The sequence below is a fragment of the Pseudomonas sp. UBA6699 genome (assembly GCF_002454615.1).
GTDB classification, from domain to species: domain Bacteria; phylum Pseudomonadota; class Gammaproteobacteria; order Pseudomonadales; family Pseudomonadaceae; genus Aquipseudomonas; species Aquipseudomonas juntendi.
This window is the reverse complement of the sequence record NZ_DKJF01000046.1, coordinates 21947-33673: the sequence shown is the minus strand read 5'-3', so window position 1 is coordinate 33673 and position 11727 is coordinate 21947. Positions and strand designations below refer to the sequence as shown.

General features: G+C 63.9%; 14 protein-coding genes. 6 read left to right on the top strand and 8 right to left on the bottom strand.

The annotated features are described in order from the left end of the window. The 8 genes from B3361_RS08870 to B3361_RS08835 all read right to left on the bottom strand — a co-directional run. On the bottom strand, positions 1 to 542 hold a 542-nt coding region (locus B3361_RS08870), incomplete at its 3' end, for a PFL_4669 family integrating conjugative element protein (protein WP_414708851.1). Positions 543 to 873: 331 nt separating this feature from the next. Continuing rightward, positions 874 to 2124, bottom strand: a complete 1251-nt coding sequence (locus tag B3361_RS08865) for an STY4528 family pathogenicity island replication protein (RefSeq protein WP_011871435.1) — start codon at positions 2122 to 2124, stop codon at positions 874 to 876. A 3-nt stretch (positions 2125 to 2127) separates the two neighbouring features. Continuing rightward, entirely contained in the window at positions 2128 to 2688 is a 561-nt protein-coding gene (locus B3361_RS08860) for a DUF2857 domain-containing protein (RefSeq protein ID WP_009876573.1), read from the bottom strand. A 15-nt stretch (positions 2689 to 2703) separates the two neighbouring features. Beyond that, complete coding sequence (locus tag B3361_RS08855) at positions 2704 to 4368, bottom strand: ParB family protein (protein ID WP_009876572.1); 1665 nt, start codon at positions 4366 to 4368, stop codon at positions 2704 to 2706. Beyond that, positions 4361 to 4621, bottom strand: coding sequence for a hypothetical protein (locus tag B3361_RS08850; RefSeq protein WP_009876571.1), 261 nt, complete (start codon positions 4619 to 4621; stop codon positions 4361 to 4363). Before B3361_RS08850 ends, B3361_RS08855 begins: the two co-directional genes overlap by 8 nt. Next, positions 4605 to 5480 carry a ParA family protein gene (locus B3361_RS08845; RefSeq protein WP_011871433.1) on the bottom strand — a complete coding sequence of 292 codons (876 nt, stop codon included), beginning with the start codon at positions 5478 to 5480 and terminating at the stop codon, positions 4605 to 4607. The genes B3361_RS08850 and B3361_RS08845 overlap by 17 nt, the downstream gene beginning before the upstream one ends. A gap of 42 nt (positions 5481 to 5522) precedes the next feature. Continuing rightward, complete coding sequence (locus B3361_RS08840; RefSeq protein WP_009876569.1) at positions 5523 to 5735, bottom strand: AlpA family transcriptional regulator; 213 nt, start codon at positions 5733 to 5735, stop codon at positions 5523 to 5525. Positions 5736 to 5853: 118 nt separating this feature from the next. Next, positions 5854 to 6600 (bottom strand): hypothetical protein, encoded by a 747-nt coding sequence (locus tag B3361_RS08835; RefSeq protein ID WP_011871432.1) that lies wholly within the window; start codon positions 6598 to 6600, stop codon positions 5854 to 5856. Positions 6601 to 7325: 725 nt separating this feature from the next. Here B3361_RS08835 and B3361_RS08830 point away from each other — a divergent pair. Genes B3361_RS08830 through arsH form a run of 6 tightly spaced genes read left to right on the top strand, consistent with a single transcriptional unit; the run spans position 7326 to position 11598 of the window. Next, positions 7326 to 7649 carry an ArsR/SmtB family transcription factor gene (locus tag B3361_RS08830; RefSeq protein WP_286920179.1) on the top strand — a complete coding sequence of 108 codons (324 nt, stop codon included), beginning with the start codon at positions 7326 to 7328 and terminating at the stop codon, positions 7647 to 7649. Positions 7650 to 7653: 4 nt separating this feature from the next. Beyond that, positions 7654 to 8148 (top strand): arsenate reductase ArsC, encoded by a 495-nt coding sequence (locus tag B3361_RS08825; RefSeq protein WP_009876566.1) that lies wholly within the window; start codon positions 7654 to 7656, stop codon positions 8146 to 8148. Positions 8149 to 8158: 10 nt separating this feature from the next. After that, positions 8159 to 9229, top strand: a complete 1071-nt coding sequence (arsB, locus tag B3361_RS08820; protein WP_011871431.1) for an ACR3 family arsenite efflux transporter — start codon at positions 8159 to 8161, stop codon at positions 9227 to 9229. Between the two features lie 2 nt (positions 9230 to 9231). Beyond that, positions 9232 to 10464 (top strand): MFS transporter, encoded by a 1233-nt coding sequence (locus B3361_RS08815; protein ID WP_009876564.1) that lies wholly within the window; start codon positions 9232 to 9234, stop codon positions 10462 to 10464. Then, positions 10461 to 10883 carry an arsenate reductase (glutaredoxin) gene (gene arsC, locus B3361_RS08810; protein ID WP_009876563.1) on the top strand — a complete coding sequence of 141 codons (423 nt, stop codon included), beginning with the start codon at positions 10461 to 10463 and terminating at the stop codon, positions 10881 to 10883. Before B3361_RS08815 ends, arsC begins: the two co-directional genes overlap by 4 nt. Continuing rightward, positions 10876 to 11598, top strand: coding sequence for an arsenical resistance protein ArsH (arsH, locus tag B3361_RS08805; protein ID WP_011871430.1), 723 nt, complete (start codon positions 10876 to 10878; stop codon positions 11596 to 11598). Before arsC ends, arsH begins: the two co-directional genes overlap by 8 nt. The last annotated feature ends 129 nt before the right edge of the window (positions 11599 to 11727 follow it).

Here is an 11727-nt window from a genome sequence, read left to right as displayed (position 1 = left end):
CCCGAGTAGCGGTACTGCTGGGCCAGGCTGAACAGGCTGCGCAGCGTGTGAGCGCCTTCGTTGAGCCACCGCTCCAATGTCGAGCGATCGATCAGCGCGGTGTGATGGGCGAGGATCAGCTTGCGGGCGATGTCGTCATAGTCGGCCAGGAGATAGACCGCGGCAAAGCCGAGCTGCGCGTTCACGAACAAGGGGAGCTTCACCGGTTGCACGTTGAGGTTCTCGCCCAGGCTCAACGCCGCTGGCACGCCGGCCAATGCCTGGTCCACCTGCTCGCGCAGCGATTGCAACGTGGTCTTGGCCTGGTCGAGCTTTTCCTCGATGCGCAACATCCACCAGTCGCTGTACGGGTCATCCTGTTCCGAGCCGCGCTTCATCTTGTTCATCACGGCGATGTAGCCGTTCAGGCCGACGATGCCGGGTCGCCCCTCGGCGGCGGCGCGGCCATGCCAGATGCGCGATGCGTGGTGGGTGTGAAGCGTCAGCGACATCGCGCTGCGCAAAGAGCCGAGATTGAGTTGCAGAGGTTCGTTGGTTGCCATGGTGTCCGCTCGCTTGGGAAAAGGAGCGGTCAGGATCGGCATGCAGCGGAAGGCAGTCAGTCAACAAACCGAAATGAACTGGTCCCCGGTTGTCGTGGTGGTGGCGGCCCGCAATGCGAGCTATCCCCAGGGGATAGCTCCATCAAACGCCACAGAGCGCTGCTCGCGCAGATGGTGGGTGCGCTCAGGAACCGGACGCCACTGCAGCACCGTGGACAGAAGCACCCAGCCTGTGTCTTTCGGTGTTACGCCTTGCATCACATCTATCCCCAGGGGATAGCTCTACTGACGGCCACGGGCGTCTGCTTCACGCCCTTGTCGCTCGTCGCGCTCAGCTACTGCGCAGAAGGTCGCGCAGCCGGTCGATGTGCTGCCGGGCTACCTCGGGCGGAACTACATTGCGCGGTGGCTCAGGCGGTGCATCTCGTGCAGGGGCAGGTGGCGGTGCTGACCCAGCTTGCCTGGCCCATGCGTTGAACTCGCCACGGATGGCACGTTGGATGATGCCGAACAGGTAGCCTGCCGGGTTGCGGATGGTGCTGCCACGACAGCGATCCGCCCATTCGTCCAGCACGGCCTGGCGTAGCGGGGCATCGACCTGCTGCAATGCCACCATGGCGCCGGCCTGCTGTTCATCTTTCAAGCCGAGAAAGCGATCAGGCAGACGAACTCCCGGCATCGCGCGCGCCTGCCCACGCTCACGCGCGGTAGTACGTACTTCATTAATACGACTACTACGTACAGTACGGTCCTGTTTCGGATTCCGAAGAGCGCCGTCTGCTGCGTGTTTTGGCCCTGCTTCGGAATCCGAAGAGGGCCGATCAGAATTCCGAAGAAGGCTCGGCGCCCCTTCTTCGGAATCGTGAACCGTGTCCTCCTGTGGATAACTCTCCTGCGACCCAATGCCTTGGCTTGCGAGGCGTTCGGCAAGGACCTGCAGCCGCGAGGGCAGCATGCGGCCAGACAGCAGCGGGTCTTCGGCGATCTCATTGAGCGTGTGCAAGCCCACGACCTGAACGGCCCTGGCCGAATGGCCCAGGGCTTGGCTGACGAGCTGCAGGTAGTCCGGGTCGAGCTGCATCGCCTCGAACGGGGTCAGGGGCTCATCGTGCAGGACGTAGAGGTTGCCGAGGATGCGCCCGGTCTTGGGGTCGCGCCTGCGGCGCACGAGACTCAACCAGCGCGTCAGGCGCAACAGCGTCAGCGCCCGTGCCACGGTCTCGTGGGAGGCCTGTCCGGCGCAGGGCATTGACGCGAGCCACGGGCGAAGTTGCTCATACGTCGGAAACGCCGTGACGCCATCCTCGTTGAGCATCATCCGGAAGACTTGCCAGGCATTGCGTTCCAGCGGCGTCAGGCGTCGGTCGAGGAACAGCCGTCGCGGCACGCTCTCGTGCCGATTTCCACTGAACAGGAAACCGTCGCCGGTTGCAGACACAGGAGACGTCGCGGATGCGAAGGCGGGAGCCGGTGCTAGTGGGCGAGGTTTCGGTGCAAGGTCTTTCAGCGCGCTGTCGAACAGATCAGCGAGGGCGACCGGACCTTGGCGTGGTGCTCGTGGTGCAGCGTCGTCCACGGCCATGATTCAACCCAGTCCCTGATCGATCCAGTTCTTGATCGCAGCCCAGACCACCGACAGCGGCAGCTCCATGCCTTCGGCGAGGTCCATTGCCGCATCAAGAACCGAGGTCTCATCCTCCAGCTCGACGTTCCTGCTGCTGGTCACGACCTTCCAGCGCCGCCACAGCTCGGTGTCCTGCTCCTCGTCCAGAACCGGATGGCGCCCCTTGCGTTTGGGCAGGCCGAGAACTTCGCGCCGAAGTGCGACTTCCTGATGTGTCAGCCCGTAGAAGCGGCTCACCATTTCGGTACTGGCACCCAGGCGCAGCATGCGATCGACGGTGGCGATCTCCTTCTCCACGTCCTGCGCCTGTTTGAGCAATCGCCGGAGCACTTCCCGGTTCACCGAGACAGAGCACCAGGAGACGTTGGCATTGGCCAGCACGCTGATCAGCGCCGGATGCTTGAGCGCATCCAGCTCTTCCTCGCCGAACCCCATCGCCTTGCAGCGACGCAGTTGCCCGTTTCGTAGGTCGTAGAGTGCCTGCGCGATGACGGCCTGGTTGAGTGGGTTCGGTGCGGACATGCAGGCCTCCCTCGCTCAGATCCCAGAACCGACAGCGCCGGCTTCCAGATCCAGCAGGCGCCGGGCCAGCCGCAGCAGACGAAACAGCTTGACCAGCGCGGTGTCGCTCAATCGCCGGGCCCCGCCGTCACGACGTTGACCCTGGCCGTGCAACAGCGCTGGCAGGTCTGTGATGAGTTGCCCGCTGTCCAAGCCGACGCCGGCTGGCTGCTGACCGGCCAGGGAAACCAGTAGTGCGAGCACGGCGCGTGCGAGCGGCGACGAAGCCTGGGCTGGGGCACGACACGTGAACCCGATGCCATCAGAACGATCCTCGACACACGCGTCCAGGTCGGCCTCGCCCGCGATCTCGCGCGCGAACTGCGCGATGTGGATGCGCAGGCGGTCGGGTGTGTCGAGGCCAGGGTCGATATACCAGATGTCCGAGATGGGATAGAGGCCACCGGCCTGCACGGGAATCGACTGCAAGACGTTGGCCGAGAAGTCGGGCGGCAGCGCATCGCCCAACTGGTCGGCGACCATGCGCTGGATGGACTGGAGCCGCTCCGTCGTGGGTGCCGGAGAGATGATGTGCTCGTCAAGCAGACCGCCATTCGCTGCCGCAGGGCTGGCTGCGGATGCCTCGCTCGGGGCCCCATCGTCCCGGGGCCTTGTCGGCGCGTCGGCAGAGTGGCCCGCAGAAGGTGCAGTTGTAGTGGGGGGCGGTGCCGGTTCGATCGGCGGCCGTGCGATGGCCCCAGGCTCGGGCAATGCCGGCGGCGCCGATGGCGGGGTTGGGTCGCTGACCAGGGCGCGGTGGCGGCTCTCGGATTCGGTCAGGTCCAAGGCGAGCACGTCGTAGTCGATGCCCAGCAGCTCGGACATCTGACCGATCAACTCGTCCTGCACACGCGGCGGCGAGAACTCGTCGGGCTGGACATCAAATTGCGACAGCGCCTCCAGAAAGAAGCTGTCGAAGTCCAGCGGCAGGGAGCGGCCTTTGGCATAGTGCTCCCACGTGCGTTCGCTGGCTTTGCGCATGACCGACAGCCGCTCGACCTGGTGGCGGCCGAGGCCCCCGTATAGGACGGTCGGGATCGCGGGCAGCAGGTAGCGCACCGCGTCAGCCATGCGGCTGATGTGCGACTGCTGGACTGGGAAGCCGTCGGCGGCCAGGCGGCGGGCCAGCTCGGACTGGCTCAGGGTGGTGCCGCTTTCAGCCTCATAGAACTCGCGGGCTTTCTCGACGCCCAGGGCGCGCTCGATGAACGTGAGGCCGCCGCGTAGTTCGTTCTCGGCGAGGTGCCCGGTCAGGGCGACGATCTCTCCGCGCGCAGGCCACGGCCGGAACAGGCACGATATGCGGAAGAAGCGTTCGTCCTTGGTCTCCGCCCAGAGTTCACGCAGGATCGCCAGCCTGGTGTTGCCGCCGTTGCGGATGATGTAGTGCGCCTCGCCAGGACGGCGTGTGATCGCTGGCGCCGCGTCCAGGCCGCGCTCTCGGATGGAGGCCTTGATTTCATCGTAGGCCGAGTTGCGCTTTTTGCGGGGGTCGTGGTCGTAGGGCCGCAACTGGTCCAGCGTCACGACCATCGGCGTGTCGGCGATCGGGTCGCTCAAGGCCGTGGCCGATGGCCCACTGCGCTCGAACCCGGCGGCAAGCAGCTTGCCGGCCATGTCCTGGGAGGTCATCTCAGCCATGACCACATCCCTCGGCGTTGACGGCCCGGGCCATGCGGGCCTCGCGCTCGGCGCGGCGGATCTGTGCACGGGCGTTGAGATCCGCCCGGTAGTCGCTCGCTGTTGAGCTGGTGTAGATGGCGGCGCAGCCGGCCTTGGTGAACTTGAGGTGTCCGCCCCGTGTGCGCTTGACGTGCCAGCCTTCGCTCACCGCAAACTCAATCAGGGCGCGCAGCCGTTTGTGGCCGCGGGCCAGTTCATGTGCGTTCGCCATGTGACCTCCCGGTTTCAATGGAACGAGGAGGACGGCCGGACACGAGGGCAAATCTGTCTTGCCACTGTGGGAACAGTTCGCCGGCGAGCGCGCGCATGGTGTCGAGCGCGGCGGGCGCAACTCTGCCCGGCGGCTGGCGATGCTCGACGCGATGCACCGGCAGGCCGCGGGTTGCGGCGCGCGGATAGGCCTCGATGGCCGGCACGTCGGTGCCCAGCACGCATATGCCGGCATGGTCCTGGAACAGGTCGCGCAGCGCCTGCTGGATCATCCGTGCATTCGCGGACACGGGGTGGACGCGATTGATGAGCAGGTGCAGGGATGGCGGTTCGATGCCGAGGTGCCGGTATGGCGCGATGTCCTCCAGCAACTGCATGGTGCCGCGTCGCAGTTCGCGGGCAGCGAGAATTTCCGGGGTCACGGGCGACAGCGCCAGGTCAGAGGCGAGCACCGCCATCTCCAACAGCACCGAGCGTGCACCCTGGGTGTCGATCAGCACCAGGTCATAAAGCGGCGCCAGCGCCGGCAGCAGGTGCCGCAGTCTCAGGCGTCCGTCTGGCGCGTGCAGTAGCAACGTGTTCAGTTCACCCCGGTGATCGTTCGAGAGCACCAGGTCCAGGCCCGCGATGATGGTGCGGGACACCAACTGATCGAGGGCGCGTTCGTTGAACGCCAGCAACTCATAGATACCGCCGGCAGCGCGGTGTGCCAGCTCGTAATAGGACGACAAGGTCGGCTGCACGTCGAGATCGAGCAGCAGCACACGCAGCCCCGCGTCCGCGGCGAGGCCGCCGAGGTTGGCGGCCGTAGTCGTCTTGCCTACGCCGCCTTTCGTTGAAATTATGGATACGACCTGCATGGCGCTCTCCGTTTGGCGATGGGAAAATCGAGGGGGAGCGGGTCAGGTCCGGTTGTTGAGGCGTTCGGCGATCCACTGGTCGATCTCGACCGAATCCCAGCCCACGGCGCGCACGCCCAGGCGCAACGCCTGCGGAAACTGGCGCTTCTTCATCAGGTTGTAGATGTGGGCGCGTTTGAAGCCGGACTTCGCTTCAACTTCATCGAGCCGCAGGATGCGGCGCTCGTGCGGTGGCAGTACAGGTATTTGCGACATGGCGGTCACTCCTGAACGCTCAGTAGCGTTTGTTGGCGTGACCTCTATTCAATAGACATGGCTGCGGAAAAACATTGCAAATGCAATCTCCGCGACTGCACATACAAGATGGAAGAATTCACGCGGCTGCGCTACGGACATTCTTCCTGGCATTGGCGAACTTGCCGTTCAAGGTTCGCTCCGTGATGCCCATGGTGCCGCCATAGTGGGCGAGCAATGCGGTGACGATGGCCTCCTGCGTCTTGAAGCTGGAGTACGGCACGCCGGATGGGGATTGGCTCAGCATCAGCGTCAGCATGCCGCCGATGATGTTCAGGTATGTAGTTTCCGCCCGATCACTGATCACGCACTGCTTGGGAGCCAGCAGTACGGCGGACTGCTTTAGCAAGACTTCGTGTTGCTGTTGCAGTTCGCGCATCTCGCGTCGGCTATGGTCCAGCGCGGCCTGCAGAGCCAGCCGTTCCAGCAGGATTGCCTGTCCTGTCTCGATGGTGATGAAGGGATGCACCATGCGCTCGCCGCGACTGAACAGAAATCCCGGCCGATGCTCGGGATAGTGGGTGCGCATCCACCGCTTCAGATCGACATGGCGGACGGTCAGATCGAGTGAACTCACCAGATCTGGGTCATTAAGTGTGATCCCGTTCTTGCCGAAGGGTAGTTCGGCGTTGAGGATACCGTCGTAGATGCGTTCCGAGTACAGCCGACACTCGTTCCATCGCGGGCAGTCCAACATCTGCGGCAGACAACGCGGTGATGCGATCGATGCGACGATCACCGCTTCGTACCGCAACAACCCAGCCCACCGTATGGCAGCTTCGATGGGACGATAGAACACCTTTGATAGTGGTGGCTCCTTGTGCATGTTTTCGTCTCCTTTCGGAAGCGCTACATCACCGGCTCCTTCTTGCCCCACCAAGGGGCTGTTTTTTCGTTATGCCTGTGGCTGATGCCTGGGGCGATGCCCTGGAACATGGACGGAAGAGATCATGGCACCCGTCACAGGTGGTTCTCTCTTGCTCGATATGCAAGAATTGACCAGTTGCCGGTCCGTCGAGTAATAAGGAAGAAGCACGCTCGACAATTGCGCTCACGGTGCCAGCGTCATGGGGTGCGTCAAGCACATCAAGACCGATTCGATATGGTCTGATATCCCCACGGTTTCACAAGGCGCAGGGGATTGCATCCGCTGCTCCACGTCCAGAGGGACCTGGAGAAATCCGCGCATGTCATGCTTGTTTCGGCATCCTGATATATCGACATAGCATCTTGCGGCGAAGCATTTTGCTTGGTTCAATCCAACGCACTTTGCGTTCACGCGCCTGCGGTGTGGGCCAAACATGGTCACATCGCATCAGGATGCAGTGCAGTTCTATCGCCCGCTAGGCATCCTGCCTTCCCTTGAACTAGTCCGTGGTGCGAGAAGGCATCCGCCGCTCTTGATAGAAGCATCTTGCTGCCGCGATGACTTTGATGGGCGTGATGCGCGGAACATAGTCCAAGAACTCGACGGCGGTATGCCGCGAAGCCATGAATGACTTGCCCGCTGATTCTTATCCATTAATTCAATAATTGTTGTACTATCGAATCATGAACGAAGATCAAGCCGTTTCCGCCCTGAGCGCCTTGGCGCACACCCAGCGCCTGCGTGTGTTCCGCGCCCTGGCCGTCGCCGGCCCGGAAGGACTCACGCCCAGCGTGCTGGCCGACCAGCTCGACGTGGCCCGCAACACCTTGTCCTTCCATCTGAAGGAACTGGCCCACGCCGGCCTCGTCAGCATCGAGCAGCAAGGCCGCAACCTGATCTATCGCGCCGAATACGACCACATGAACGGCCTGATCGGCTACCTGACCGAGCATTGCTGCCAAGGCGGAGTGTGCGAGGTTTCCGAATCCACCCGCTGCGACTGCTGACGCCATGACCGACACGATCTACAACGCATTGTTCATTTGCACGGGTAATTCCGCCCGCTCCATCCTTGCCGAAGGCATGCTCAACGAGCTGGGCAAGGGCCGCTTCCACGCTTATTCGGCGGGCAGTCACCCCAAGGGCGAGGTTCATCCGCTGGCACTTGCCACGCTGGAGCGGCTGCACCTGCCGACGACCGGCTACCGCAGCAAGAGCTGGGACGAGTTCGTGGCACCGGGTGCGCCGGTGTTCGACTTCATCTTTACAGTTTGCGACAACGCTGCTGGGGAGGCTTGCCCGCTGTGGCCGGGCAAGCCGGTGTCGGCGCATTGGGGCGTCCCTGATCCGGCAGCCGTCGAGGGCACTGAGGAGCAACAGCGCAAAGCGTTCCTCGACGCCGCGATCACGCTGCGCCGACGCATTGAACTGTTCCTGTCGCTGCCGCTCCAGCGCCTGGACGCCATGTCGTTGCAGCGCGAGCTGCGCGACATCGGCCGCCAGTAAGGGCGGCGCGATGACTACAGAAACCGAAGCGGCCGGTCACGCGCCGGCCGCATCTGCCATGAGCAGCTTCGAGCGCTATCTGACCCTGTGGGTGCTGCTGTGCATCGTTGCCGGCATCGCGCTGGGCCAGTTCGCGCCGGGCGCGTTCCAGGCCATTGGCCAGCTGGAAGTCGCCCAGGTCAACCTGCCGGTGGGCTTGCTGATCTGGGTGATGATCGTGCCGATGCTGCTGAAGGTGGACTTCGGCGCACTCGGCCAGGTCAGGCGACACTGGCGCGGCATCGGCGTCACGCTGTTTGTGAACTGGGCGGTCAAGCCGTTTTCGATGGCGCTGCTGGCGTGGATCTTCATCCGCCATGTCTTCGCACAGTGGCTGCCGGCCGGGCAGCTGGACAGCTACATCGCCGGGCTGATCCTGCTGGCCGCCGCGCCCTGCACGGCGATGGTGTTCGTGTGGAGCCGGCTGACCGGCGGCGATCCGGTGTTCACGCTGTCGCAGGTGGCGCTGAACGACACCATCATGGTGTTCGCCTTCGCGCCCGTCGTCGGCCTCCTGCTGGGCCTGTCGTCGATCATCGTGCCATGGGCCACGCTACTGGTGTCGGTCGCGCTCTACATCGTCATTCCTGTCATCCTCGCGCAGCTCTGGCGCCGGGCGCTGCTGCGCCGGGGTCAGGTTGCGTTCGACCGGGCGCTGGAACGTATTGGCCCGCTGTCGATCGCCGCGCTGCTACTGACGCTGGTGCTACTGTTCGCCTTTCAGGGAGAGGCCATTATCCGGCAACCGCTGGTGATCGCCATGCTGGCGGTGCCGATCCTGATCCAGGTGTTCTTCAATTCCGGGCTGGCGTACTGGCTCAACCGCAAGGTAGGCGAGAAGCACAGCATCGCCGGCCCCTCGGCACTGATCGGCGCGAGCAACTTCTTCGAGCTGGCCGTGGCCGCCGCCATCAGTCTGTTCGGCTTCCACTCGGGCGCGGCGCTGGCCACCGTGGTTGGCGTGCTGATCGAGGTGCCGGTGATGCTGCTGGTGGTGCGCGTGGTCAACCGCTCGCGCGGCTGGTACGAGCGCCAAGCGTAATCATGGACAACACCATCCCGCGCTCTCGCGGCTGGCTGATTCCCTCGCTCGGACTGACGCAGATCGTCGCGTGGGGGTCGATGTTCTACGCCTACGGCGTCCTGATGCAGCCCATGCAGGACGAACTCGGCCTGTCCAAGCCCGCCATCGTCGGGGCTTATTCGGTGGCCTTGCTGATCTCGGGACTGCTTTCGACCGCGGCCGGCAGCATCATCGACCGCATCGGTGGACGTCTGCTGATGGGAAGCGGCGCCTTGCTGGCCGCCGTCATGCTCGCGTGCCTCTCGCGGGTACACAACGCGACGGAGCTTTACCTCGTGTGGGCCGGTATCGGCGTGGCCATGAGCGCGACCTTGTACCAGCCGGCCTTCGCGGTCATCACGCAGGTCCATGGCAGCAACTATCGCCGGGCGATCACGCACCTGACGTTGTTCGGCGGTTTCGCCAGCACGGTATTCTGGCCGCTGACGCAAACGCTGTTGCAACACGTCGGCTGGCGCGAGGTCTGGTTGATCTATGCGGCCGCGAACCTGCTGATCTGCCTGCCCATCCATGCCAGCCTGCCAAAGGGACGCGGCCCGGCACACGGCACACCCCCAGCGCGGACGGAAACCCGATCCCGCAATCTCACCGCGGTCATGCGCGAACCGGTGTTCTATCTCGTCACGGCGGCTGTGACGCTGAATGCACTGGTGTTCGCGGCGATGTCGCTGCACATGATCCCAGTCTTGCAGGCACATGGCATCTCTGCCGCAAATGCGGCCTGGGTCGGTGCGCTGATCGGGCCAATGCAGGTACTCGGCCGTGTGGTGCAAGCCACGGTCGGCAAGCGGGCCAGCACGCGCCAGGTCGGCATGGCGGCCATCAGTCTGCTGCCGCTGTCATTGCTCCTGCTCTTTGCTTCCGAGCAGTGGCTGCCGGTGTATGTCGTGTTTGCCGCGCTCTACGGCATCGGCAATGGCGTCATGACGATCGTACGAGGCGCCTTGCCCGCCGAGCTGTACGGTCGGGCCGCTTATGGCGCCATCAGCGGCGCGATGGCGACACCCGTGCAGATCGCAGTGGCCGCCGGCCCCTTCGTGGCCTCGCTGCTGTATTCCGCCGGCAACGGCTATCCCGGCACGCTGCTGGCCCTGACCGGCATCAGCGCGGCGGGCGCGATCCTGTTCGGCTATGTGATCAGGCATCTGCGCCAGCAATCCATGCTTCTCTCGAACGAAGGCACCTCGACATGAGCCACATCACGATCTACCACAATCCCGATTGCGGCACGTCACGCAACGTCCTCAGCCTGATTCGCAACAGCGGCGAGGAACCGGCTGTCATCGAATATCTGAAGACACCGCCCGACCGCGACATGCTGAAGGCGCTGATCGCCGCGATGGGCATCCCGGTACGCGCGGTGCTGCGCGAGAAAGGCACGCCGTATGCGGAACTCGGCCTGGGAGATCAGAAGTGGAGCGACGAGCAATTGATCGACTTCATGCTCCAACATCCGATCCTCATCAACCGACCTATCGTGGTCACGCCGCTGGGCACGCGCCTGTGCCGCCCGTCGGAAACAGTGCTCGACATCCTGCCGCAACCGCAGCGCGGCGCGTTCAACAAGGAAGACGGCGAGCCGGTAGTGGATGTGGAGGGCCGTCGTGTCTGAATCCCGTCTCGACCTGCCGAACATCGACGCCGCATTGCTCCAGCCGCCGGACATGGAACGGCTACTGGCACCCGAACGTTCCACCCATGCGCCACGCTTCCTGCTGCTCTACGGCTCGCTGCGCGAACGCTCGTTTAGCCGACTGGCCGCCGAAGAGGCAGCCCGCGTGCTGCGGGCGTTGGGCGGCGAGACGCGGCTGTTCAACCCGTCGGGCCTGCCGCTGGTGGATGACGCGACCGAGGATCATCCCAAGGTCAGGGAACTGCGCGAACTCGCGCAGTGGGCCGAGGGTATGGTGTGGAGTTCGCCGGAGCGCCATGGCGCGATGTCCGGCCTGATGAAAACGCAGATCGACTGGATTCCGCTGTCAGTCGGCGCGGTGCGTCCGACTCAGGGCAAGACGCTGGCAGTGATGCAGGTGTCGGGCGGCTCGCAATCTTTCAATGCTGTCAATCAGATGCGCGTGCTGGGCCGCTGGATGCGGATGCTGACCGTCCCCAACCAGTCCTCGGTCGCCAAGGCGTATCAAGAATTCGATGAAGCGGGACGCATGAAACCGTCGGCCTACTACGACCGCATTGTGGACGTGATGGAGGAACTGATGAAGTTCACGCTGCTCACGCGCGATGCGTCGCCGTATCTGGTGGACAGGTATAGCGAGCGCAAGGAAAGCGCCGAGGCGTTGACCAAGCGCATGCAGCAGGCGGTAATCTGATAACCCCTGATTCCATTCGCCTATCGCCGCACGACGGCCTTGGCCACTGGAGGCCCCATTGCATCGCGACAGCATCGTAGGGCGGTGCGACTGCGAAAAGAGCAGTCCTTGGACTTCAATGGAAGTCGT

Coding starts and splice junctions, on each gene's coding strand:
- B3361_RS08865 (WP_011871435.1), bottom strand. CDS start 2,124: ATGGCCGTGGACGACGCTGCACCACGAGCACCACGCCAAGGTCCGGTC.
- B3361_RS08860 (WP_009876573.1), bottom strand. CDS start 2,688: ATGTCCGCACCGAACCCACTCAACCAGGCCGTCATCGCGCAGGCACTC.
- B3361_RS08855 (WP_009876572.1), bottom strand. CDS start 4,368: ATGGCTGAGATGACCTCCCAGGACATGGCCGGCAAGCTGCTTGCCGCC.
- B3361_RS08850 (WP_009876571.1), bottom strand. CDS start 4,621: ATGGCGAACGCACATGAACTGGCCCGCGGCCACAAACGGCTGCGCGCC.
- B3361_RS08845 (WP_011871433.1), bottom strand. CDS start 5,480: ATGCAGGTCGTATCCATAATTTCAACGAAAGGCGGCGTAGGCAAGACG.
- B3361_RS08840 (WP_009876569.1), bottom strand. CDS start 5,735: ATGTCGCAAATACCTGTACTGCCACCGCACGAGCGCCGCATCCTGCGG.
- B3361_RS08835 (WP_011871432.1), bottom strand. CDS start 6,600: ATGCACAAGGAGCCACCACTATCAAAGGTGTTCTATCGTCCCATCGAA.
- B3361_RS08830 (WP_286920179.1), top strand. CDS start 7,326: ATGAACGAAGATCAAGCCGTTTCCGCCCTGAGCGCCTTGGCGCACACC.
- B3361_RS08825 (WP_009876566.1), top strand. CDS start 7,654: ATGACCGACACGATCTACAACGCATTGTTCATTTGCACGGGTAATTCC.
- arsB (WP_011871431.1), top strand. CDS start 8,159: ATGACTACAGAAACCGAAGCGGCCGGTCACGCGCCGGCCGCATCTGCC.
- B3361_RS08815 (WP_009876564.1), top strand. CDS start 9,232: ATGGACAACACCATCCCGCGCTCTCGCGGCTGGCTGATTCCCTCGCTC.
- arsC (WP_009876563.1), top strand. CDS start 10,461: ATGAGCCACATCACGATCTACCACAATCCCGATTGCGGCACGTCACGC.